19 protein-coding genes, 1 pseudogene and 1 riboswitch are annotated in these 23,599 nt (G+C 43.4%); of the genes and pseudogenes, 13 read left to right on the top strand and 7 right to left on the bottom strand.

Annotated features, from left to right (window positions below; genetic code table 11):
• The 6 genes and pseudogenes from DXB70_RS11505 to DXB70_RS11480 all read left to right on the top strand — a co-directional run.
• A partial coding sequence (locus DXB70_RS11505; protein WP_147354053.1) for an ATP-binding protein occupies positions 1–1,038 on the top strand: 1,038 nt, incomplete at its 5' end.
• A gap of 16 nt (positions 1,039–1,054) precedes the next feature.
• Positions 1,055–1,210, top strand: a pseudogene (locus DXB70_RS14410) (23S rRNA (uracil(1939)-C(5))-methyltransferase RlmD); the annotation flags it as partial.
• A gap of 20 nt (positions 1,211–1,230) precedes the next feature.
• Positions 1,231–1,920, top strand: coding sequence for a response regulator transcription factor (locus DXB70_RS11495; protein ID WP_008120506.1), 690 nt, complete (start codon positions 1,231–1,233; stop codon positions 1,918–1,920).
• Positions 1,896–3,161: a HAMP domain-containing sensor histidine kinase gene (locus tag DXB70_RS11490; RefSeq protein ID WP_118673358.1), complete on the top strand. Its 1,266-nt coding sequence runs from the start codon at positions 1,896–1,898 to the stop codon at positions 3,159–3,161. The genes DXB70_RS11495 and DXB70_RS11490 overlap by 25 nt, the downstream gene beginning before the upstream one ends.
• Before the next feature lie 113 nt (positions 3,162–3,274).
• The gene (locus DXB70_RS11485; protein ID WP_005340169.1) at positions 3,275–3,949 is read left to right on the top strand and encodes an ABC transporter ATP-binding protein; all 675 of its coding nucleotides are present in this window, start codon (positions 3,275–3,277) and stop codon (positions 3,947–3,949) included.
• Entirely contained in the window at positions 3,946–6,390 is a 2,445-nt protein-coding gene (locus DXB70_RS11480) for an ABC transporter permease (RefSeq protein ID WP_118673357.1), read from the top strand. The genes DXB70_RS11485 and DXB70_RS11480 overlap by 4 nt, the downstream gene beginning before the upstream one ends.
• A gap of 312 nt (positions 6,391–6,702) precedes the next feature.
• Here DXB70_RS11480 and DXB70_RS11470 read toward each other — a convergent pair whose 3' ends face one another.
• Positions 6,703–8,625: an ATP-binding protein gene (locus DXB70_RS11470; RefSeq protein ID WP_118673355.1), complete on the bottom strand. Its 1,923-nt coding sequence runs from the start codon at positions 8,623–8,625 to the stop codon at positions 6,703–6,705.
• 585 nt (positions 8,626–9,210) lie between these two features.
• On the opposite strand from DXB70_RS11470, the gene DXB70_RS11465 reads away from it, so the two are divergent.
• From DXB70_RS11465 to DXB70_RS11445, 5 genes are all read left to right on the top strand, one after another.
• Complete coding sequence (locus tag DXB70_RS11465) at positions 9,211–9,543, top strand: helix-turn-helix transcriptional regulator (protein WP_181986209.1); 333 nt, start codon at positions 9,211–9,213, stop codon at positions 9,541–9,543.
• 134 nt (positions 9,544–9,677) lie between these two features.
• A riboswitch (cyclic di-GMP riboswitch) is annotated at positions 9,678–9,753 on the top strand.
• A gap of 99 nt (positions 9,754–9,852) precedes the next feature.
• On the top strand, positions 9,853–11,697 hold the full coding sequence (locus tag DXB70_RS11460; protein ID WP_118673354.1) for an ABC transporter substrate-binding protein: 1,845 nt from the start codon (positions 9,853–9,855) through the stop codon (positions 11,695–11,697).
• Positions 11,698–11,699: 2 nt separating this feature from the next.
• The gene (locus DXB70_RS11455; RefSeq protein ID WP_347559617.1) at positions 11,700–14,009 is read left to right on the top strand and encodes an ATP-binding protein; all 2,310 of its coding nucleotides are present in this window, start codon (positions 11,700–11,702) and stop codon (positions 14,007–14,009) included.
• A gap of 49 nt (positions 14,010–14,058) precedes the next feature.
• Positions 14,059–16,887: a transporter substrate-binding domain-containing protein gene (locus DXB70_RS11450; RefSeq protein WP_118673353.1), complete on the top strand. Its 2,829-nt coding sequence runs from the start codon at positions 14,059–14,061 to the stop codon at positions 16,885–16,887.
• 51 nt (positions 16,888–16,938) lie between these two features.
• Complete coding sequence (locus DXB70_RS11445) at positions 16,939–17,292, top strand: Hpt domain-containing protein (RefSeq protein ID WP_107001123.1); 354 nt, start codon at positions 16,939–16,941, stop codon at positions 17,290–17,292.
• Positions 17,293–17,342: 50 nt separating this feature from the next.
• Here the strand turns inward: DXB70_RS11445 and DXB70_RS11440 are convergent, their stop codons facing one another.
• The 6 genes from DXB70_RS11440 to DXB70_RS14405 form a co-directional block, all read right to left on the bottom strand.
• Positions 17,343–17,633: an ABC transporter ATP-binding protein gene (locus tag DXB70_RS11440; protein ID WP_107001122.1), complete on the bottom strand. Its 291-nt coding sequence runs from the start codon at positions 17,631–17,633 to the stop codon at positions 17,343–17,345.
• A 176-nt stretch (positions 17,634–17,809) separates the two neighbouring features.
• Positions 17,810–18,184: a desulfoferrodoxin family protein gene (locus tag DXB70_RS11435; protein ID WP_118673352.1), complete on the bottom strand. Its 375-nt coding sequence runs from the start codon at positions 18,182–18,184 to the stop codon at positions 17,810–17,812.
• Positions 18,185–18,255: 71 nt separating this feature from the next.
• Positions 18,256–18,495, bottom strand: a complete 240-nt coding sequence (locus DXB70_RS11430) for a helix-turn-helix domain-containing protein (RefSeq protein ID WP_243099958.1) — start codon at positions 18,493–18,495, stop codon at positions 18,256–18,258.
• A gap of 86 nt (positions 18,496–18,581) precedes the next feature.
• Complete coding sequence (locus tag DXB70_RS11425) at positions 18,582–19,361, bottom strand: DUF134 domain-containing protein (protein WP_118673351.1); 780 nt, start codon at positions 19,359–19,361, stop codon at positions 18,582–18,584.
• A 95-nt stretch (positions 19,362–19,456) separates the two neighbouring features.
• Positions 19,457–19,888, bottom strand: a complete 432-nt coding sequence (locus DXB70_RS11420; RefSeq protein WP_243099957.1) for a cupin domain-containing protein — start codon at positions 19,886–19,888, stop codon at positions 19,457–19,459.
• Entirely contained in the window at positions 19,822–20,157 is a 336-nt protein-coding gene (locus DXB70_RS14405) for a helix-turn-helix domain-containing protein (protein ID WP_243027720.1), read from the bottom strand. Before DXB70_RS14405 ends, DXB70_RS11420 begins: the two co-directional genes overlap by 67 nt.
• Positions 20,158–20,298: 141 nt before the next feature.
• Here DXB70_RS14405 and DXB70_RS11410 point away from each other — a divergent pair, with 141 nt between their 5' ends.
• Both DXB70_RS11410 and DXB70_RS14400 read left to right on the top strand, forming a co-directional pair.
• Positions 20,299–22,251, top strand: coding sequence for an oleate hydratase (locus DXB70_RS11410; RefSeq protein WP_118673349.1), 1,953 nt, complete (start codon positions 20,299–20,301; stop codon positions 22,249–22,251).
• 300 nt (positions 22,252–22,551) lie between these two features.
• The gene (locus DXB70_RS14400) at positions 22,552–23,514 is read left to right on the top strand and encodes a hypothetical protein (protein WP_243099956.1); all 963 of its coding nucleotides are present in this window, start codon (positions 22,552–22,554) and stop codon (positions 23,512–23,514) included.
• Positions 23,515–23,599 lie beyond the last annotated feature (85 nt).

Genomic DNA, 23,599 nt, shown 5'->3' with positions numbered 1-23,599 from the left:
ATTATGTTCCCTTTGTACACCGTTGCAAATGATGTGCTGGATATAAATAAACTACAGAGCGGAGATTTGAAGGATCAGCAGCTTTTGTTTGATCTGACAATGGTACTACGGGAATTGAACCAGATTTATGATGAGCGGGCTGCCAAGAAAGGCATCCGGTATGAGATTGACTGGAAAAATGGTACATACAGTCACAGCGCTCTGGTTGGAAACCCGGTATATCTTGGAAGAATTCTGTCGAATATTATGGACAATGCCATAAAATTCAGTCAGGCGGGTAGTGTGATTACGGTCTGGGTTGAGGAAGAAACTCTGGATGATGGCAGAGCAATTTTCACTTTCTACTGTAAAGACCAGGGTGTGGGTATGAGTGAAGATTTTATTGCACATGTTTTTGATATGTTCTCTCAGGAAAGCAAGACAAGCAGATCCAGGTATGAAGGCACCGGACTGGGGCTTGCAATTACGAAGCAGCTCGTGGACAGAATGGATGGAAGTATTGAACTGAAGAGCAAAGCAGGTGTCGGGACAACAGTTATTGTAAAAATTCCGTTCAAAATTGGCACACAGGATAAAAACAGTAATTTATCAGATAAGCCAGTAAGCCTTGATGATTATTCGGTAGAAGGCATGCGGGCATTGGTTGTGGAAGACAATGAGTTGAACATGGAAATTTCCAGATGTATACTGGAAGACAGCGGTATGGAAGTTACATGTGCAGTAGACGGGCAGGAAGCAGTTGAAATCTTCGAGAAATCTGCACCGGATTATTTTGGGGTAATTTATATGGATGTTATGATGCCGAGGATGAATGGTCTGGATGCGGCAAGGACAATCAGGGAAATGAAAAGAAGGGATGCCAGGAGGGTTCCGATCATTGCAATGTCCGCAAATGCCTTTGCAGAAGATATTATCAACAGCCGGCTGGCTGGAATGAATGTTCATCTTGCAAAGCCGCTGGATGCGGAAAAAATGATTGTTGCCTTAAAACAATGCATGGCAGATAATAGCGATGTAAAACTGCACGAAGATTTGTAGGAATAAAAAGACAGAGCATCTGTATATTTCACAGGTAAAGAGAAAATGCGGAATTGAGGTTGGAAAGAATTATAATTTATCTAAAAATGAAGATAGTAGGCAGCCACAGTGTCCAGAAGATAAAGAGAGTGCAATTGTGGAGGCATTGAAGCATTTTAAGATGAATAGTTAATAAAGAGAGGTGCATATGCTATGCCAGGTATACTCGTGGTTGAAGATGATGAAAATTTAAATCGTGGAATTACATTTTCACTGAAAAAATCCGGATATGAGGTTTTTTCAGCAGAATCAGTGAAAAAAGCGAAAAGAATTGCAAGTGATAATAATGTGGATGTTACCATTTGTGATGTGAATCTTCCGGATGGGAATGGACTGGAATTTGTAAGGTGGATGAGATGCAATTATAATACATACATTATTTGTCTTACAGCACTAGATCAGGAGATGGATCAGGTCATGGGATATGAAGCAGGGGCAGATGATTATATTACAAAGCCGTTTAGTCTTTCGGTACTTCTTTTGAAAATAGAAGCACATTTCCGCCGCAGACAGGAGAAAACGGAAGCCGGAAAGATGATTTCGGGAGATATCGTATTTATCGCAGGAGAAATGAAAGTCCTGATAAAGAGTCGTGAAATCAGTCTGACAAAAACGGAGTTGAAAATGCTGACTTTTTTTCTGCAGAATCCGAAACAGATTCTTTCAAAAACACAAATATTGGAAAATGTGTTTGATCTGGAAGGGGATTTTGTGGATGAAAATACAATCGCTGTCAATATCAGAAGACTCCGTGAGAAAATCGAAGACAATCCGGCTGCACCGGTCTATATAAAGAATATCAGAGGTCTTGGGTATATATGGAATCAGGAGGTAAGGCAGTGACAAAGAGATATCGCAAGAAGATCACAGTAGTGCTCTCCTTGGTATTACCTGTCATATTATTGTTTGCAATATTAAATTGCTTTACCACATATGTGTTTTATGAAGATTATAAATATAAAATGAATCTTATGACAGAGATTGCTGCAAAGGAAGAATTTTCCGGGCTGGATGCCGTTTCGGAATTGCTTAAGGATAAGGATATTGAAACCAACGAACAGGGAAGGCGATTATTGGAGCAATATGGATACTGGGGGAATAAAGGGAATGCATTTTATTCGCAATTCCGGCATCAGGTTATGGTGACCGGTGCTGTAAGCACTGTGATATGCGTGCTTCTTTTGACTTTTTTATTTTATTGGAAGAAAAAAGAAGATGCGTGTCATCAGAAAATTTTAGACCAGTTGGAAGAAATTCTGATCAGATTCCGTGAAAATAAATTTGATGATTTACTGAAAACGGAAAATCATGCAGAACTGGAAAAATTGAATGACCAGCTTGAAGCAATCGGACATCATATTCAGTTGATAAAGGAAGAAGCAAGGGCAGAAAAGGAGAACACGAAAGAAATGGTTTCTGATATTTCTCACCAGTTAAAGACACCGGTTGCAGCTTTGGATACATGTTTTAGTGTGCTGATGCAGAATGACTTAAGTGCCACAGAACAGGAGGAGTTTCGTATCCGTTGTCGGAGTGCTCTGGATGGACTGGAGACATTATTGCAGTCGCTTCTTGAAATATCCAAGATGGAAACTGGACTGATTCAGATTAATAAGAAAAAACTTCCGCTTATGGATACTGTCATATCTGCTGTGAACCGCACTTATCCTAAAGCGGATGAGAAAGAAATTGAATTCGTTTTTGACTATGAAAAAGAGCTGGAAACATGCACGATTATGCAGGATAAAAGGTGGCTTGGTGAAGCTGTGATCAACGTTCTGGATAATGCGGTCAAGTACAGTCCGTGTGGTTCAAAAATATTTATCCGGTTACAAAAAAGAAACGATTTTGTAAGAATGGAAATTGAGGATCAGGGAATTGGTATTCCGCAGAATGAGTATCACAAAATTTTTCAACGATTTTACAGAGGAAGTTCCCGGGAGGTCATGGAAAAGAGTGGTACAGGAATCGGACTTTTTCTATCGAGAGAAATTATCGAAAAACACGGAGGTACGATCACGGTAACCTCCGGCAAAAAGAAAAAAGGAAGCACGTTTGTGATTCAATTACCATATGTTGGTTAAATTTTAAGTGAGCAGATATCTTACAATTCTGTAAGACTTCTGCTCGTTTTTTGAAAGTGAAATGAAAGATTGTCCTGATACAATTTGGATGTAAGATGAAAAGGAGGCAACACATGAGTGTGATATTAGAAACCAAGCAGCTTTGTAAGTTTTATGGCGCAGGTGAGAATCAGGTCAAAGCGGTCAATCAGGTGGACATTCAGATTGAGCGGGGAGAATTTGTCGCAATTGTTGGAAAGTCAGGTTCCGGTAAAAGTACATTACTTCATATGCTTGGAGGGCTTGATACCCCGACAAAAGGCAGTGTTACTTTAGCAGGGAAAGATTTATACAGGATGAAAGAAGATGCTCTTGCTGTTTTCCGCAGAAGAAAAATCGGATTTGTTTTTCAGGCATTTAATCTGGTTTCGTCTGTTAATGTATGGGAAAATATTGTACTGCCACTGGGGCTGGATGGAAGAAAAGTGGATGAAGCGTATGTAAATGATATTATTGCAACTTTGGGGATTGAAAACCGGATTTATAATCTGCCAAATCAGTTATCCGGAGGACAGCAGCAGAGAGTAGCAATTGCAAGAGCACTGGTGAATCGTCCGGAAATTATATTTGCAGATGAGCCGACAGGCAATCTTGATTCTAAGACCAGCGATGAGGTGATTGCACTGCTTAAAATGACAGCAAAAAAATATGGTCAGACGATTGTAATGATTACCCATGATGACGAAATCGCACAGGTCGCTGATCGCATTCTGGTGATTGAGGATGGACAGGTGGTGGATTTCAGATGAAGACAATAAGCAGGATTGCACATAGCAATGGCAAAAAGAACAAGACAAGAAGTATACTGATCATGATGTCCATATGTCTGACTACGATGCTGCTTGTTATCATCAGTACTGTGGGAAATGGGGTAATTCATTTACAGAAAAGTCAGGCGGCAGGCTCATATGGAAGCAATTATGGTCTGTTTGTTTCCGCAGACGGATCGCAGTTAAAAGAAGTAAACCGCCGTGCGGAAATAGATGCTACAGGCACTATGTGCACCGAAGGTATCATAAAAGGCAATGAAAAAGGCGGGTTTGTCTGCATGGATGAGACTGTAAAAAAAATGCTTCCCTATAATAAAGAATATGAGTTAAAGGAAGGAAAGTATCCGGAAAAAATGCAGGAAATTGCCGCAGGAAGAGCATTTTTCCGTGCAATGGGGTATGGTGATGTAAAAGTCGGGGATACGGTGACATTGGATTACCGCGCAGGGATGCAGTCAGAATATAAGTCGGAAGAATTTGTTGTCAGCGGAATCCTATATGATCGGGATGAGTATACCATCGAGGCATCTTATGTTGCTTTCGGGTCACAGGAGTTTTATGATGAGCACGTCGCAGAGAATGACAGACAGTATAATATTTATTTTACTTTAAATGATTCTGCAAATGTATCTATGAATAATATTGATTCGGTTATAAAGCAGATTGCAGCAGCTTGTGGGATCGAAGAAAAAAACGTTATAGTCAATGATCTCTATTTGCAATGGGTCTTGCAGCCGAGTTATGAAACGATTGCGGTATGCGGGGGTTTGATTCTTGCAATTGTACTTTTCTCTGTTGTGGTCATTTATAATATTTTTCAGGTCGGTATTGCCAACAAGATACAGGAGTATGGAAAAATCAAGGCTCTGGGAGCAACAAAAAAGCAGATGAAACAACTGATCTTCAGAGAGGGCATTTTTTTGACAATTTTTTCAATACCGGTTGGATTGCTTCTGGGCTTTCTGATTGCAAAATGCGGTTTTAACTGGCTGGTAGAACAGGGGAATCTTGTATCAACCGGAACTGACTCTATGGGAGTCCAAAATCAGCAGGTGTCACTGTTTTCCCTGCCTGTTATGCTTCTATGTATTTTCGTATCATTTCTTACCGTTGCTTTGGCACTGCGTAAACCAATGAAAATTGTTTCACGGATTTCACCTATCGAAGCAACACGGTATTTAGAAAATGCAGAAACACACAAAAAAGGAAAACGAAATGGCAGAAAAAATGTCACCGTGTTTTCTATGGCAATGGCAAATGTAATGGGTAACCAAAAAAGAACCATTGGTACCATCCTCACACTGGGGCTTTCCTGCGCATTGTTTGTGATTATTTCTAATTATGTGGGAAATATTGACACGGAGCATGAAGCACGTCTTTCCGTTAATCATGGACAATTTGAACTGCAGCTTGACTATTCTGCTGAGTATGATGAAAGATATCCGGAGAATAATCTGGATACGATTCTGACGGATAATCCATTGAATGATTCGCTGATCGAAGAAATCAAAAGCATTCCGGGAGTGACAGATGTCATGACGAGAGAGATAGTCTCTGTAAATCTGAACGGAACAAGATTTCCGGCTGATATTGTGAGCAAAAATGATTTTGATTTTATGCGCCAGGACGGGGATATTGGCTCTATGGACTATGATCAGGCGGTAAAGAATGGTGATATTTTCTTTGGCTGGTCAACGTGGATGGAACAAGATGGATATGCTCCGGGTGAATCCATTGCATTTGACTTTGAGAATGGAAGTGAAACCTATACCTATCAGGGAAAGATTGCAGGATCCTTTGTAAGCGCGGACACTTATCTTGTCATTCCAGAAGGTGTATACCGTTCCATGAATCCGAGAGGAACAGCCTATGGCTATCTGTGGGTGGACTGTGACAAAAAAGATGTGGCATCTGTGGAGCAAAATCTGAATACATTGATTTCTAATACTTCGCATATAAAAATGGGTACTTATCATGCGCAGTTACAATCTGCAGAATTCTCAGCTCGCACGATGAAGCTTGGCTGTTATCTGTTTATGGCGGTTGTAGGATTCATCGGTTTTATGAATATGGCAAACACCATGATCATGAATATTACGATAAAAAAGCAGGAATATGGTGTATTACAGGCTGTGGGTATGACAAATAAACAATTAAATTTATGTCTGCAGTTACAGGGACTGATTTTTACGGTTGGCACCATATGTGTAGCACTTGTCGTTGGTCTGCCACTTGGCTACGTGCTCTTTGCCTATGCAAAGCATAATGGGATATTTGGAATGAATGTCTATCATGTTCCAATTACACCAATTCTTGCTATGATTTTGCTGGTCAGCCTTTTGCAGATTGTGCTTTCCTGCGTTTTAAGCAGTAATCTGAAAAAGGAAACGTTGGTTGAAAGAATAAGGTATCAGGGATAGCAAGTAACCAGGCTGTCACTCGGACAATGAGTGACAGCTTGGTTTGCGAGTATACGTCAAAAGATTCTGTGCCCTTGTATTTTCCCTTATCAGAGTTCAGTCCGGACTTAAGCTCCACAGTGAAGTGGTCCTCCCAGACAATGATCCGCTCAAGCCAGCGCTTTACCAGGGCTTCGTCGAAAGCTTCCAGGTGTGCGGGCTGCTGCTTTATGAAATAGCGCACCACCTCTCTGCAAAATGGGTATAGAAAAAGCACCGTCCAAATAAACCTTGAACGATGCTCTGATAGTTAGCGGATTGTTGCTCAATCTTCTATCTCTTTATATTTTGTTTTATTGCAGTGGTCACTGCATCTATATTGAATGGCTTTGAAATGTGTCCGTTCATTCCAGAATCCAAGGATGCCTGTACATCTTCCTTGAAAGCATTTGCAGATTGTGCGATGATTGGAATTTTCGCAGCGTCTGGGCGCTCCTTGCTCATTGCACGAATTGCCCTTGCCGCCTGATGCCCATTCATTTTAGGCATCAGGACATCCATTAGAATCACATCATATGTGTCTGCTGGATTGTTGGCAAAACAAGCAACTGCGTCCTGTCCGTCTACTGCACGAGTTACATGCATACCTGCTTCTTCGAGCAGCGTGATTGCCAATTCCGCATTCAGCTCATTATCTTCTGCGAGAAGAACCTTTACTCCATTAAGGCTGACATCCTGTATCAGATTCAGCTCAGGTATCTGTTTTGGGTCTGCAAGTTCCATAGGAATTTCTACTGTAAAAGACGAACCACACCCTTTCTTGCTGTGAACCGTAATTGTACCGCCCATCAGTTCTACATATTGCTTGGAAATTGCCATTCCAAGCCCCGTTCCGGCATAATGTGTTCGTGCGCCGTTATCCTCCTGTGAAAAGGGTTCAAACAGCCTTTTCTGAAATTCTTCACTCATACCAATGCCATTGTCTTTTACTGCATAACTGCCTACAATATGCCGTTCGTCTATGCCCGGTTTGATACTAATTTCAAAAGTAATCGTTCCGCCATCTTTTGTAAACTTGACCGAATTGCTCAGAAGATTCGTCAATATCTCACGAATTTTTGTTGCATCCGTCAGAACATAAAGTTCTTTGGGGATGTTGCGATGTATCTCAAATGTTAAATCCCGATTCAGTAGGAGTCCATCCACGATAGCAATCACATTATCTATTAGGACAGGCAAATTCTCCGGCTCAGGTGAGAAGCTTACCTTTCCGTTCTCGATACGGCTAAGATCCAGTACATTATTCAATAACAACAGCAGATGCTCTGAACTTATTTTTACCTTTTGCAGACTATCGTGAATTTCAGATACATTTGTCTGGTTCAGTGCAATGTCCGTAAATCCGATAATAGCATTCATAGGTGATCGAATATCATGTGACATGTTAAGTAAGAAGGATGATTTTGCTCTGTTTGCGGTCTCTGCTTTTTCCGCAGCCTCGCGCAACAAAAGCGTCTGTTCAATTTCATCTTCTCTTTTTCTTTTGTAGCCGATAAAGCAGACAGCACAAAGCAAAAACAGCACACATCCTGCCATAGCTCCAACATAAACGGATGCTCTTCTTGTTCGCTCTACCAGCCCATTCACAGACTGCATATCCATTTCAATGCATAAAGCACCAACTATTTCATCCGAATCGCCCGTTATAGGATAACAGGCTGTGAAAATAGGACCCCATGTCGTATCAACAATGTTCTGCGAATACACCGTTTCTCCTGAAAGAGCCTTGTTAATATACGGAATCATTTCATCCTCAATATAGTCTCCCGGATGTCTGACATCTCCTGCGTTGGGATCCAGACCGTCCACCACATAGATCAGCCTGTTTTCTTCATTTCGGGTGGCGGTGTATAAATATCTGGTTGAATTCAGCGTTCGAATTTCATTTAGAAACGAGGAAACCTCGTGATACATTTCTGTATTTTCATCAGATTGATGGCGGAGCGTGGCAAATTCTTCTCTTCCGATTTTTTTATTTACCAATTTATGAATTGCATCTGCATTTTCCATATCACGTTTGAGTTCCGTTTCAAGGGCGATATCTGTATACGATTTTTGCAGAATATATGTATATGCTGATGCCAACAATGTGATTGAAAGCGTCAAAATTGCAAATAAACCTATGGAAAACTTGGTAAATCTCTGCTTTAACTCTTGGATGTCTTTGACTGACTTCTTGTCTGCTTGTGTTTTCATTCAATTTGACTCCACTTTTTATTTCATAGAAATATGTGGAAGGGGCTGATGTAAATACCGCATCTGCAGAGCGTGCATTTTTCCATCAGCTGATTCGCTTTTCAGATTTATCCTTTAATTGTTTCCTTATCCGTTCGGATGTTCAGATTTGTTGCTGACATACGCACAACCTCCACATGGCTTACAGTATACTCACATACTCGTGTCACGTCAATATAGTGTCATTATATGAGCTGTGAACTTTCTGTGAAAAGGCATCCATGTCAGATTGCGTAGCCATCTGCGAATAGCCTTTATATTCATCAGAAGGGTGATCCCTCTGGGATGGGGATTTATCCGTGGATATGCGGCTTTGCGGTACGAGAAGGTTTATTTTTTTGTTTGGGGTTTCAAACTTTTATGTGACAAACATAACTGTCTGTGTTATTATAAAAATGATATAAGCGAAAATGACTTTTGCGGAAACGAAAGTATCTTTATATTTTTTTATCCGTATACTTCCCATGATGGGGATAAATACTTGCAAAGTTGATTACTAATATTTTTTCATTATTACAGGTACAATAAGAACATGTAATAGCGGAAATGAGGTATAGTTACTTGCAGGTAGAGAAGTATATTGCGGATAAAATAACATCTTTATGTGAAAAGCGTGATATCAGTAAATACAGATTATCGCAGCTGTCGGGAATTTCCCAGTCGTCACTGGGAAGGATCATGGCGCAGGAAAACCTGCCGTCGCTGATCACACTTGAAAAAATATGTGCAGCTTTGGGCGTGACATTATCGCAGTTTTTTCAGGAAGGTAATTCAGAGAATCTGACAGAAAAACAGAAAGAAGTTCTAGGGATATGGAACGATCTGAATGCAAATGAGCAGGAAACAGTAATGTCAATGCTTCGTGGACTTCGGAAGTAGAAGAACAGTTCGAGTATATATATCGACTGTTCTTTTTTTGTTTTCAGGCGTTAAAACGGTAATGTTTTTCTTGTGTACAGTAGAGCGCTATAGTATAATAAAACCAGTTTTTTGCATAAGTTTAAAAGCTATAATAAGGAAATCGGCAAACCAGATGAAAGTCTGGGACGCAAAACTACAGGGCCTGTAAAATGGCAGCCAGTTGCATAAAATGAGGTGCACTGTCTGTCTGACAGTGCTTTTTGTGGTGTTATTTCATAGACGTAACAATAATGACTTTATATAGGAAAGAATGAGGAAAATGAAAGTATGAAAAAGGCAAAACGTTGTCTGATAGCGGTGGTGTCAGGTGTACTTGTAGCAGCTGCTGTCTTGTCTGGATGTGGACAGTCAAAGAAAGAAGTATCTAAAAATGATGATCATCTTACCGTTTATCTGTGGGAAAATCGTTTGATGAAAAATATTGCACCCTATATCCATGAACAGTTTCCTGATCAGGATATCGAATTTATTATTGGTAACAATGATACCGATTTATACAGTTATTTTAAAGAACATGATGAATTACCGGATATCATAACAGTACGTCGATTTTCTGGAACAGATGCACAGGACTTACAGCCTTATCTTATGGATTTTGCTTCTTATGATGTTGTTTCTAAGTATTATTCCTATGCGGTGCAATATTATAAGAATGAGGAGGATGAAATCCAGTGGCTGCCAATCTGTGGTATTCCACAGACGATCATTGCCAACAAAACACTGTTTGATCAGTATGGCATAAAGATTCCAGAAAATTATGAGGAATATGTACAGGCCTGTCAGCAGTTTTATGATAATGGCATAAAACCGTATTCCATGGATCTTGGTGAAGACTGGTCTAATAATGAAATCATCCAGGCAGCGGCAATCGGTGAGTTTACAAGCCTGGATGGTATTGAATGGCGAAACGGTGCAGAGACTGCAGCGGATGAAGTAAAGTTTGATGATACATTATGGAAACGTATTTTTTCAGAAACCAGTCAGTTTCTTAAGGACTCGCATTTTGGCAAAGAAGATATCAATATTGACATCAATACAGGAACCCAGATGTTTGTCGAGGGAAAATCAGCAATGTTTCATGGACATCCGACGGTTATGCAGCAGCTGCAGAAACAGATGGATGCGGAGCTGATCCGTATTCCTTACTTTTCACAGACATCGGATGAATCCTATGTGTATATGACTCCGTCATTAAACATTGCATTTAACAAAAACCTGGAAAAAGACCGGGAGAAACTGGATACTGCACTGGATGTGCTGGATTGTATGATTTCAGAAGAGGGGCAAAAGCTGATTGCGGATGGAAGCGGTGTTATTTCATTGAATACAGACGTTCCAACCATGATGCAGGATGTACCTGGACTGGAAGAGGAAATTAAAAATAATGCTGTTTATATCCGATATTCCGCTCAAAAATCATTTGATGCAAGTCTTGAGGCTGTTCACGGATTACTGTCAGGGGAAATGGATGAAACGCAGGCTTATGATACTTTGCGCAGTGTAATGAATCGTAAAGCTCCAGAAGAAAAAGCAACGGTGAATTTTGAAAATGAATATTCCATTTCACTGAACGATAGAAATGGCCGTGATGCAGCATCTTCCATTTTAACTACGATCAGAGAAGAAAATGATGCACAGCTGGCTCTGGCACCATATTATTATTTCACTTCTTCTATATATAAAGGAGAATGCACCAATAGCCGGGTTGGCATGATGACAGCAAAGAGTTCAGATACAGCATTATATTTTACAAAAATTAGTGGTAAACAGGTTTGTGAACTCGTGGAAAATTATTTCACCGATGCGGATGAGAATTTTTATGTAACCAATAAATACGAATTACCAATTGCATCCGGTATGAAAATGATCGTCAATCAAGAGGAAAGTGGATTTTCATTAAAGGACTTGACAGTTAATGATAAGAAAATAGACAAAGAAAAGGAATACTCGATTCTTCTTACAGACACCACAATGTCTGTTTTGAAAAAAATAAATCCGAAATGTGAGATTGAGCAGCTTAAAGATACAACATTATCAAGTGCATGGATCGAAGCAATGTCAAAAGGACAGCAGCCGTCAGCACCGGAAGATTATATAGAGGTTGAACAGTAAAAGTGGAGATAGAACAAACGGTAAATAAAAGAAAAAAAATAACAAGGCTGTTGCTTATACTACTTATTATTCTTTTAAGCGTAGTTTGTATAAAGTATCTTATAAGTAAGTCTAGCAAGTATATCAGTGAAAATGGAAAAAGCAGTATGGGAGCTGTTGTTGAACAGATGCAGCAGACCTATGATCTTCAAGTGAGTGGGTACTACAGCCAGCTGCAGTTGGTTGAGGAATTTTTACTTCATGAGAGGGAGCTGTCTCTTGAAACGGATGTGAACAAAAGTTTCTTTGAAGCATGGGAAAAAGAATTGAAAAGTACACTTATATTCCTTCAGGAAAATGGTCAGGCAATATCAGCAGGTGGAACAAAAATGCGGATTGATATGCCAAGTAAACTTCTGCTGGATTTAAAGAACGGATACAATATTGGAAAACTGGTGCGTCTTGATTATGCTCAGAAGAAAAAAGACGGTTATCTGGTTGCGATTCCATGTCAGGAATATACCATCAATGGGGAAACTTATACGGCAATTGGAGCTGTGTTTGATCATTCGAAACTGGATTCCATGTTAAAACTGAAAGGTTATGACGGGAAAGCATATTTGTTCATGCTGGATAATGACGGAAATATTACATATACGAACCAGAGTGGTGATAAATACCTGCGTAATTATTCTCTGTTAAAACATTTAAAAGGAGAACAGGCTATTACAGAAGAAGAGGCTGATTTGTTCAAAAAGAAGTTTGATAACAGAGAATCCGGAGTTGCACTTTTGGGAAAACAGAACCCCTATTATCTGGGGTATTGCCCGATAGAAAGCAACAACACCATTTTGGTATGTATTGTGGAAAGGGGAGTTGTTGACAATGTGCTGAGGGATTACCAGAAAACGGTGTTGTTTACAACAATACTCATGGCAGGTTATATATTTTTACTTTTTGCCGGATTATTCTACAGTATTTCCAGACTTAGTCTTGCAGATCAAAAAGCAGAATATGAAAAAAGAAATAATGAACTTCATTTACAAACAATGAAGGAAATGGAAGTAGTCAATCAAAAACTGAAAAAGGCAAAGAACGTTGCAACAGAGGCTTTGCAGACAGCTGAAAATGCAAATAAGGCGAAAACGGATTTCCTGTCTAATATGTCACATGATATTCGTACACCTATGAATGCAATCATTGGTATCACATCTTTGATCAGACATGATGCAGGTAATAAAGCAAAAGTTATAGAGTATGCAGAAAAAATAGACATTTCATCACAGCACCTGTTAGGAATTATCAATGATGTTCTGGATATGAGCAAGATTGAGGCAGGAAAAACAGTCTTCAAGTATTCTGACTTTTCTATTCTGGATCTTGTACAGGAACTTGACACTATATTTCATACTCAAATATATGAAAAGCAGCAGACCCTTACAATCATAAAAGAAAATATTCAGCATGAGTGGGTGAATGCGGATCAGGTTCACCTGATGCAGATTTTCAGCAACCTGCTTTCCAATGCAGTGAAGTATACCCAGGAAGGTGGGGAAATTCAGTTCTTTGTAGAAGAATGTGAGACAAAGTCATCTGTCTATGCAAAGTACCGTTTCTTAGTTAGCGATAATGGTATGGGAATGTCGGCAGATTTCAAGGATACAATTTTTGATGCGTTTACCCGTGCGGAAAGTTCCCTTACAAATAAAATACAGGGAACCGGACTTGGAATGGCGATTACTAAGAATCTGGTTGAGGCAATGGGAGGTACCATTGATGTGGAGAGTGAACCAGGACAGGGAAGCTGTTTTGAGGTTCTCTTGGATCTGAAAATTGCAGAGGATAGAACGGTTGCTCTGGCGGCACAAGAAGAAACAGATGAGCAGGATGGAAATATTCTGCAGGGAATGAAATTCCTGTGTGCAGAGGATAATGAGTTGAACGCGGAGATCCTGATAGAACTGTTAAAAATTGAAGGTGCGGAATGTACCATTTGTGAAAATGGCGAAGAGATTTTGGAAGCATTTGAACAGTCTGCTCCAGGTGATTATGACATGATTCTGATGGATGTGCAGATGCCTGTTATGAATGGTTATGATGCAACGAAGGCAATCCGCAGAAGCTCCCATGAAGCGGCAAAGAAGATTCCAATCATTGCAATGTCTGCCAATGCATTCTCGGAGGACATTCAGAATTCTTTGGCAGCCGGTATGAATGCACATATTTCAAAACCGGTTGAGATGAAGGTGCTGGAAAAGACGATCAGAAGCATAAAATCTGGTGGGGGGGGGGTACCGAACCGCAGGTCACTGAACAGTGACAAATGGATTTGATGCGACAGTGCAATTTTATTAAACCAGGAGGTTGACCAGGAGATTTAATATGATTTCGAGAGCTAAGAAATATGTGGCAGTGTTACTGACTTTTGTATGCGTGTGTATGATATTTTCTCCCCAGACTGCATATGCAGCCGAGGACAGTTCGCAGCATGAAACTGTCAAAGTCGGTTTCTTTGCCATGGATGGTTATCATGTGATGGATGAAGAAGGCAACCGCAGTGGGTATGGCTATGATTTTCTTCGGCTGATGGCCCGTTATTGGGATGTAGATTACGAATATGTCGGATATGATAAGAGCTGGGATGATATGCAGCAGATGCTTGAAGATGGCGAGATCGACATGGTAACATCTGCCCGCAAAACACCGGACAGAGAAGAAAAGTTTGATTTTTCACGTCCCATCGGAACCAATTATGGGATGCTGACCGTCCTCAGTGACAACAGCACGATTGTGGACGGCAATTACAGCACTTACAACGGTATGCGTGTGGCGCTTTTGAACGGAAACACCCGGAATGAAGAGTTTGCGGATTTTGCAGACAACAAAGGATTTACATATGTTCCATCTTATTTTGATACGACCGCAGAAATGAAGGAAGCCCTTCAGAGCGAAAAAGTTGATGCGATTGTTACCAGTTCTCTGAGAAAAACAAACAATGAGCGAATCGTGGATAAATTTGGCAGCAGCGATTTCTATGTCATTGTTAAAAAAGGTAATACAGAATTGCTGAATGAGATCAATTATGCAATCGACCAGATGAATGCAGTTGAGGGTGACTGGAAAACGACACTTTATAATAAAAATTATGAAAGCATCGAAACTAAGAATCTGGAATATACGGAGAAAGAAAAAAGTATTATTTCACAGTATACCAAGGACAACCCGCTTCATGTTCTGTGTGATCCGACCCGTTATCCATATTCTTATAATGAAAATGGTGAGATGAAGGGTATTATCCCGGATTACTTCCGGAAAATTGCAGACTATGCCGGGATTTCCTATGAGTTTCTTACACCTGATACCAGAGATGAGTATATTGCTTATCAGAAAAATACGGAAACCACAGATATGAGCATCGATGCACGCCTGGAAACAGATAACTATGCTGAAACGAAAAAATGGGGGATTACTGCACCTTTCATTACGATGCAGCTGGCAAGGGTGACACGGCGTGACTTTGATGGAAAAATTAATGTTGTTACTACTGTTGACCAGACAGCATCAAATTCAATTGAAGATGCAATGGCACCCGGTGCAGAAAAACTGATGTGCAGTACCCGACAGGAAATGATGGAAGCTGTCCGTGAGGGTAAAGCAGATGCTGCCTTCGTCTATTATTACATGGCACAGGCGTTTGTGAACAGTGACACTACGGGCACCATGACATATACTCTGCTGGAGCAGCCTACATTCACCTACCGCATGGTAATTTCATCAACTGAGAACCATGCGCTGGCTGGTATTCTGACGAAAGCAATGTATGCCATGCCCCAAAATCTTGTTGAAGATCTTGCAGCACAGTATACCACATACAAAGCAACAGAGCTGACATTTGTTGACTGGATCCGTCTGCATCCTGTTGTTACTGTTTTGGCTCTTCTTATTTTTGGAGGGCTGCTGACTACTATGGCTGTGATAATGGTGCGTCTCAGTGCAAGAAAAAAAGCTCAGAAGACGGCTCAGGAGAAAGCTGAGGAAATGGCGGAATTGGCAGAGCAGGCACAGGCTGCAACCAAGGCAAAAACAGCATTTCTGTCACATATGTCCCATGATATGAGGACACCGATGAATGCAATCATAGGATTTACCGGTATTGCAATGAAAAACAATCCGTCAGACGAGGTGAAAAATTGTCTGGAAAAGATTGACGAAAGCTCAGAGCATTTACTGTCGCTGCTCAATGATTTATTAGATCTGACCCGCATCGAAAGTGGAAAAGTGAAATACAATCCGGTACCGGCGGATGTGAAAAACATTACAGATTCTGCATTGGATATTACAAAAGGCTTTCTTACGAACAGGGATATCAACTTTAAGATTCAGCGTGAAGAAGCAAAGATTCCAAATGTACTTGCGGATCCTGCACGCCTGCGTGATGTGCTGGTCAATATTCTGAGCAATGCCGTAAAATACACTCCGGATGGAGGGACGATTACATTTGAAGCCCGGTGTCTGGAAAAGGGCGGGGATGGATATATAAATATGCGTTACCGCATTTCGGATACTGGTATTGGCATGAGTGAGGAATTTACAAAAGAAGTTTTTGAGGAATTTGCACAGGAAGATTCCGATGTGAGAACGCAGTACCATGGAGTTGGACTGGGGATGGCTATCGTAAAGAAGTATGTAGATATGATGGGTGGAACCATTTCCGTGCAGAGTAAAAAGCATGAGGGAACCACATTTACTGTGGATATTCCTTTGGAAATTACAGATAAGGAATGTAATAAGTCAGACACAGGTATTTCTGAAAAGGTGAATCTTACAGGTGTGAATGTCCTTCTTGCAGAGGATAATGAACTGAATGCAGAGATTGCTGCCGTGCAGTTGGAAGAGTTCGGGATGAATGTAGAAAGAGTTGTGGATGGAAAGAATGCTGTTGAGATTTTCAGAAATCATCCGGAAGGCACATTTGATGTAATCCTGATGGATATCATGATGCCTGAAATGAATGGTTATGAAGCAGCAAAAGCAATCAGGGCAATGAATGACAGACCGGATGGAAAAAACATTCCTATTATAGCAATGACAGCTAATTCATTTGCAGAAGATGTTCAGGCATCACTGGATGCAGGAATGAACGCACATTTGTCAAAGCCGATTGTGATTGATGAAGTTATAAAAACGATTTTAAGGTATGTATATAATTGATTCGCAGAGGTTCATGAATTAGTGGAATACAATTGACAGGAGGACTAAAATATGACAATGCAAGAGTGTTACGAAGCTATTGGAGGAAACTATGAAGCTGTCTTGGGACGCCTTCACAGCGAAGCACTGATTCGGAGATTTGCATTAAAGTTCCTTGAAGATCAGAGTTATATACAGTTAAAACAGGCATTGGAAAATAAAAATTATGAAGATGCTTTTCGCGGTGCACACACACTGAAAGGGGTGTGTCAGAATCTTTCTTTTGACCGTCTGTATGAGGTTAGTCATGAGTTGACAGAACTTTTGAGAGATAGGACCGGAGAGCAGCCGGGGATACCGGAAGCAATGGAAAAAGTAACGGAAGTATATGAGATGACAATTGAAGAAATAAAGAAGGGGCTGTAGTATTAAGTGATGCGACATGACTTTCTGCCTTGAATCAAGTGCTTGGAACATCATAAAAACGAGTGGATAAAGGAAACAAAATGTCGATTCACCAATAATTGGCCAAAGCGAACGTGGGAAAACTCCACCGCTCCCAGCGCATGGCCGATTCGCTTCGGTGCTTCCGGCTCTGCTTCCATCTCCGGCTCATCCAGCAGCTCATATACCCGCTCCATGGAGGCCAGCGCCGATTGCAGAGAGTTTGTCATATAGGAAAGCTCTGTGATCGGTTCGCTGGACATGTTCATGTACTGGAAAAAGGCCTGGAACGTGCCGGGAGTCAGGCTGCCTTTTATAAGCATCCCACCGCCGAGGATCGCAATCCATGTGTCTGCCCTCCACGGCAATGTTGATCATGTCGGCGGTGATGGTAGGGATCAGCAAAGCGCCTGCCGCATTCGCCAGCGTGACAAGTAGGACGAATACACACTTGCCGCGATAGGGGGTGAGAAATGGCAACAGATTTTTGAAAGATGAATCACGCTTTCCACAGACTATGGAGGTTACAATAGGCGTAGACCGCTTCGACTTCATCGCCCTCGCAGAGAGCGAAGCAGACCTCCGGCTTTTCGCCGGGATGCAGTTCCTTGCGCTGATTGCCCTGCTTGGTCTGGAGAGATACCCACTCGATGTAGTGCTCTGGCAGCATGGGATGCTCCACGGAGCCGACCTTGACATGGACGACGTCGTTTTCCACTGTCCAGACAGGAACATGCTTCTCCACGGCGGCGTCGGTGGTGCCGGGAACGATCTCGCTCATCGGCTCGCCGCAGCAGATGACAGGGACACCTGCGTCCTTAACTTTGGCAATGATGTTGCCGCAATGCTTGCAAATGTAAAACTTCTGCTCCATGATGATTCTCCTTTCGGTTTTCTGCTTTCATTATATTAGAATTATGATTTCATTCTGTGACAAAGTCACATCTATTTCAAACGATTTAGTCTGTTCTTATCCCGCAGCGTGATCGCACCTCGTCTTAGTTCCACGAGCCCGTCCTCCGAGAAGCTTTTGAGCATTCGCGCCACTGCCTCCCGCGCCGAGCTGATGTGCTGGGCGATCTGCTCATGGGTCATGTGTATCGTGTCGGAGTCAGTACGTTCCGCTTCGGCAAGGAGAAACTCTGCCAGCCGCCGATCCAATCCCTTGAACATGATCTGCTGCATCGCCTACATCACATCAGAAAAGCGTTTCCATTTCGTGTTCGGTCAAGGATGACCAGAACGGAAGCTGTGTCAGTGTTCGTTCCATATCAATGGCAGCTATGCTTGCCGCAGCCGTGGTTACCGCAGGTGTGACCTTTCTCGCCGTGCTCATGGTCATGGTGATCACAATGAACATTGGGGTCATAGCCCAGATTTCCGCTGAGCAATGCGCTCACCGCTGCATCAGCGTCCCCGCTGACACCGCCGTAGAGCTTGATCCCCGCTTCGGCGAGTGCTGCCTGGGCACCGCCGCCGATGCCCCCGCAAATCAAAGTGTCCACGCCGTTCTGCATCAGGAAGCCTGCCAGTGCGCCGTGACCGCTGCCGTTGGTATCAACAACTTCCGCATGAGTGATTTTGCCGTCTTCAGCTTCATAAAGCTTGAACTGTTCGGTATGGCCGAAATGCTGAAAAATTTGACCGTTTTCATAGGTAACTGCAATTTTCATAATGGAATCTCCTTTGCATTTTTTGTTGGATTTTTCTGTGTTGGCTCTCTGCATCCGGCACCAACGGCCGCAGTGGGCTGCCTCCTGTCCTCCGCAGATGCGGTAGTTTCCCCCGGTGATGTGCAGCGGTTTCCCGTGGACAAGACACGCTGCGATCTTACGCCGTGCGCTTTCGTAAATTTCCTGCACAGTAGAGCGGGAAATATCCATTTGTACGGCACATTGCTCGTGGGTTTTCTGCTCCAAGTCAACCAGCCGAATGACCTCGTATTCGTCCAGCGTCAGCAGGATCGGCTCGGTATTCTCGCACCCATTGGGGCAGAAGGTATCAACTTGTGGTGCGCCACAAATCCGACGGCACCGTGGCGGTCTTGGCATGGACGCGTTCCTCCTTTTATTTTCGGTATATACCGATTATAACATCTCACGCAGAAAAATCAATACAGATTTTTTAAAAGCCGCTGTAATGCTTATCAGAATCTCAAATATAAATATGGAAATCGACATTTTTGGTGCAGAGGATATTCATATCTCCAAGCTGTGTGTCGGATGCATGAGTTTCGGCAAGGCAGGGACCAGAATCCCGCGGATGGCAGCCGGAAATGCAGCGCCGTCCCAATCAACGGCTTTTCTGTTTCCGGTATTCCGTTGGGGTTAATATGAAATATGAGAAATGGCAATGGGTAAGAAATGATCGGCAGAATATATTTCTGATAAATCAGGCTGTCGCAAGGGGCAATAAAAGAAGGCATAAATACAAAATTGGGAATGAGGGCTTTTGAGGGAGAATAAAGGCGATGGAGTACCTTTGTATTAATGAATATGCCATTTCCTTCGGTTAAATGAAATTGGTCTTCTCCAATCCACAAAGTAACAGTTCCGGATTCAATATAAATAAACTCCAATTCAGTATGCCAGTGCCATTCGATGCCATTTTTGGCAGAAAGTAGAGCTGCCGCCCAGCAAAAATATTTGCTAATTCGGCGTAGACCTCACGGTGGAGAAGCCCGTTTTCCTCCATCGCCCGGAGCTGGGCGGTCAAAACCTTCTGAGACACATTGCCTACGGACTTTTTCAGCTCCCTGAACCGCTTCGTTCCCGGCAGCAGGTCACGCAGGATCAGCACCTTCCACTTGTCCTGACCAAAGGCAAACGGGAAGTGACAGAAGATGATGAGAGAGAAGCGATGCTCTTGACTTTTCTTCAAAAAAGTTTTACTATCAAATCATTATTAGATAGTATCAAAAACTAGATATCGGGGTAACGTAAAAAAGAAATGGTTTGAAAGTTGAAGAAAGGCAGGGGCGATCAGGACATGAATAAGAAAGCATGGAAAGCGGGTGCGGTATCGGCACTGGCAGTTGGAGCGGGGCTGGCGGCAGCGGCGTCGAAGCGGAAAAAGGCAGGAAAAGTGGTTAAGTCGGCTTCGGATTACCGGAATACGGAACGCGGCAGCCAGGAGAAAAACAGCAAGGGAATTTATTATTCGAAGGGAAATTATGAGGCATTTGCGCGCCCGGAGAAACCGGCGGGAATCGAGGGCAAATCGGCTTATATCGTCGGAAGTGGATTGGCTTCTCTGGCGGCGGCGTGTTTTCTTGTGAGAGACGCACAGATGCCGGGAGAAAATATCCATATTCTGGAGGCGATGGAGGTAGCAGGCGGTGCATGTGACGGTATTCAGGATCCGACCCGTGGATATGTGATGCGCGGCGGCCGCGAGATGGAGGATCATTTTGAGTGCCTGTGGGATCTGTTCCGCAGCATCCCGTCCCTGGAGGTGCCGGGGGCATCAGTTCTCGATGAATATTACTGGCTGAATAAACATGATCCGAACTACTCGCTCTGTCGTGCGACGGTCAACCGAGGCGAGGACGCACACACGGACGGCAAATTCCGCTTGAGCCAGAAAGGCAGCATGGAGATCATGAAGCTGTTCTTCACGAAGGATGAGGATCTGTATGACAAATCCATTGAGGATGTGTTTGATAATGAGGTGTTTGATTCGGATTTCTGGCTGTACTGGAGAACAATGTTTGCGTTTGAAAATTGGCACAGTGCATTAGAGATGAAACGCTATTTTCAGCGTTTTATCCACCACATCGGCGGACTTCCGGATTTCTCGGCACTCAAATTTACGCGTTACAACCAGTATGAGTCGCTGATTCTGCCGATGCAGAAATATCTGGAGGCGGCAGGCGTCCGGATCCAGTTTGGCACCGAGGTTACGAATGTGCGGTTTGACATCCAGGGTGAGAAAAAGGTTGCGAAGGCGATCGAGTACGTGAAGGGCGGCGAGAAGAAGGAAATCGCGTTGACTGAGGATGATTTTGTCTTTATTACGAACGGAAGCTGTACTGAGGGAACGATCTACGGCGACCAGAATCAGGCACCGGTAGAAGGTGCGGAAGTGCGTACCAGCGGCTGCTGGAGTCTGTGGCGTCAGATTGCTGCGCAGGATCCGGCATTTGGACATCCGGAGAAATTCTGCTCGGATATCCAGAAGACGAACTGGGAGTCTGCGACGGTCACGACTTCGGATGAGACAATCATTTCCCAGATCCGCAAGATTTGCCGCAGGGATCCGAGAAGTGGACGCGTCGTAACAGGCGGTATCGTGAGCTGCCGTGATTCAAGCTGGCTGCTCAGCTGGACGATCAACCGTCAGGGACAGTTCAAAGCGCAGAATAAGGACGAGATCTGCGTCTGGGTATACAGTTTATTTACGGATGTACCAGGCGATTATGTGAAGAAGCCGATGCGCGCCTGCACGGGCAAGGAGATCACCGAAGAATGGCTGTACCATCTCGGAATCCCGGAGGATCAGATCGAGGAACTGGCTGAAAACCATGCGAACTGTACGCCGACGATGATGCCGTATATTACAGCATTCTTTATGCCGCGGCGTGCCGGAGACCGCCCGGACGTTATCCCGGATGGATGTGTCAATGCGGCATTTCTGGGGCAGTTTGCGGAGACCCCGCGCGATACTATTTTCACGACCGAGTATTCCGTCCGCACCGCGATGGAAGCGGTGTACGGCTTGTGCGGCGTAGACCGCGGCGTACCGGAGGTATGGGGAAGTGTCTACGATATCCGCGAGCTTCTGGACAGCACGGTCAAGCTGATGGACGGCAGATCGCCGCTGGAAATGAAGCTGCCGATGCCGCTTGAAGCACTCAAAAAGCCGATTCTCCGGAAGATTGACAAGACGGTGGTTGGAAAGCTGCTGCGCGATCACGGCGTGCTGAAAGACTGGATGGTGTAAGAGACTGAGGAACGCAGGTGTTACTGGACACGTATGCGTGAACAGTAACACGCAGGTAAATATGGCTGCGTTAGATAAAGGAAGACAGGCTGTCACAAACAGAAGGCTCCGGACGGAAAACGTTCGTTTGGCATTCGTGTGGCAGCCTTTTTTGTGTAACAGGAAATTGTCGTGAGGCACATTCTTTTTCACTTGCCCGTTTTTCTCTGACATGATACAATAAAGATTGGCGTAAATGTAGAAAATTTGAGAAGAAAACGATTTTGAAAAGGATCGTTTGATAGATGTGAGGGAAAATAGATGGATTATTTACTTTGTATCCCGGCGCGGGAGACAAATACGAGAGAGAATTGTGAGAAAATACATAATGTTCTGGCGCGCATGTCCGATACCTACAAACTGCGGATTGTACCGGAACCGGTTAAGAATAAGCAGTTTCCATGTCCGCCGTATTACAAGAAATACCGGATCTACAAGCCGGTAAAGGAACGCGATACGAACGGAGAGGCATATCTGGAAAAAGAAGAGGAAGAGATGCTCTTGAGTTCCTGCAAGACGGAGGAAGAGCAGGAACTGATGAAAAGCTGTATCTATGCGTACCAGTATTCGGCGGCGATCGTACTTAAAAGCTTCCGGGAGAAGGAAAAGAAAAATAAGATGCAGGTTCGACCTCTTTCGGAGCGGACACAGGCGCCAAGAGGCGTAAGTGGTCCGAATAGGGGAACACGTCTGGAAACACCGGAAAAAGCCGAAAAGCCGGAACAGGAGCGCAGCGCACAAGAACGTCCGTCTGGCAGTGACAGACCGGAACGATCGGAGAGAAGCTATCGGAACCGTACAGCGGATCGTGCTGCAGAGGGGAATACCGAGCGCACGCAGGGCAGAGAGAAAGCTTGCTCAGAGAGAGAGAAGGCAGCGCGTGTTTCGGGAGCCGAGAGAGCAGCGGACAGACGTAGCGGAAACCGCGCGGTGCCGGAAAATGAGAAACGGGAAGACCGCCCGGCTTCTGGAAGGCGGGAGCGGTTTGAGCGCCGTCCACCGCGCAGAGGAGAACGGCCAGAAGTGGAGAAAAATGAGGTCGTGAAAGACCCAGTGCAGGGCGAACTTCCGTTCCGTGCTTACATGGAGACAGGTAGCCTCCCGGCGTTCCGGGATACGGCAGCAACGGTGACTGTACAGCCGATACAGCGGAAGAAAGAAGGTTATATGCCGATGGAGCGCAAACCGGCCGCGCAGACGCAGGAGCCGGAACCACAGGTGTAAGGTATGTGACCGAAACAGAACGATAAAATTAAATCATAGAATTTATAGAATGGCATCGAAACAATAAGAGTTCCGATGCCATTTG

Origin of the sequence: Clostridium sp. OM05-5BH (assembly GCF_003481505.1) — a bacterium.
In the GTDB taxonomy this organism is placed as follows: domain Bacteria; phylum Bacillota; class Clostridia; order Lachnospirales; family Lachnospiraceae; genus Otoolea; species Otoolea fessa.
The sequence above is the reverse complement of the archived record's forward strand: the minus strand, read 5'-3'. Positions and strand labels throughout refer to the sequence as shown.

Bases quoted from the DNA above. Each gene is read 5' to 3' on its own strand.
- DXB70_RS11435 (WP_118673352.1), bottom strand. From the start codon at position 18,184: ATGGAGCAGAAGTTTTACATTTGCAAGCATTGCGGCAACATCATTGCC.
- DXB70_RS11490 (WP_118673358.1), top strand. From the start codon at position 1,896: ATGGAATCAGGAGGTAAGGCAGTGACAAAGAGATATCGCAAGAAGATC.
- DXB70_RS11470 (WP_118673355.1), bottom strand. From the start codon at position 8,625: ATGAAAACACAAGCAGACAAGAAGTCAGTCAAAGACATCCAAGAGTTA.
- DXB70_RS11460 (WP_118673354.1), top strand. From the start codon at position 9,853: ATGAAAAAGGCAAAACGTTGTCTGATAGCGGTGGTGTCAGGTGTACTT.
- DXB70_RS11485 (WP_005340169.1), top strand. From the start codon at position 3,275: ATGAGTGTGATATTAGAAACCAAGCAGCTTTGTAAGTTTTATGGCGCA.
- DXB70_RS11450 (WP_118673353.1), top strand. From the start codon at position 14,059: ATGATTTCGAGAGCTAAGAAATATGTGGCAGTGTTACTGACTTTTGTA.
- DXB70_RS11480 (WP_118673357.1), top strand. From the start codon at position 3,946: ATGAAGACAATAAGCAGGATTGCACATAGCAATGGCAAAAAGAACAAG.
- DXB70_RS11430 (WP_243099958.1), bottom strand. From the start codon at position 18,495: ATGCAGCAGATCATGTTCAAGGGATTGGATCGGCGGCTGGCAGAGTTT.
- DXB70_RS11410 (WP_118673349.1), top strand. From the start codon at position 20,299: ATGAATAAGAAAGCATGGAAAGCGGGTGCGGTATCGGCACTGGCAGTT.
- DXB70_RS11445 (WP_107001123.1), top strand. From the start codon at position 16,939: ATGACAATGCAAGAGTGTTACGAAGCTATTGGAGGAAACTATGAAGCT.
- DXB70_RS11465 (WP_181986209.1), top strand. From the start codon at position 9,211: ATGAGGTATAGTTACTTGCAGGTAGAGAAGTATATTGCGGATAAAATA.
- DXB70_RS11440 (WP_107001122.1), bottom strand. From the start codon at position 17,633: ATGCTTATAAAAGGCAGCCTGACTCCCGGCACGTTCCAGGCCTTTTTC.
- DXB70_RS11425 (WP_118673351.1), bottom strand. From the start codon at position 19,361: ATGCCAAGACCGCCACGGTGCCGTCGGATTTGTGGCGCACCACAAGTT.
- DXB70_RS11495 (WP_008120506.1), top strand. From the start codon at position 1,231: ATGCCAGGTATACTCGTGGTTGAAGATGATGAAAATTTAAATCGTGGA.
- DXB70_RS14400 (WP_243099956.1), top strand. From the start codon at position 22,552: ATGGATTATTTACTTTGTATCCCGGCGCGGGAGACAAATACGAGAGAG.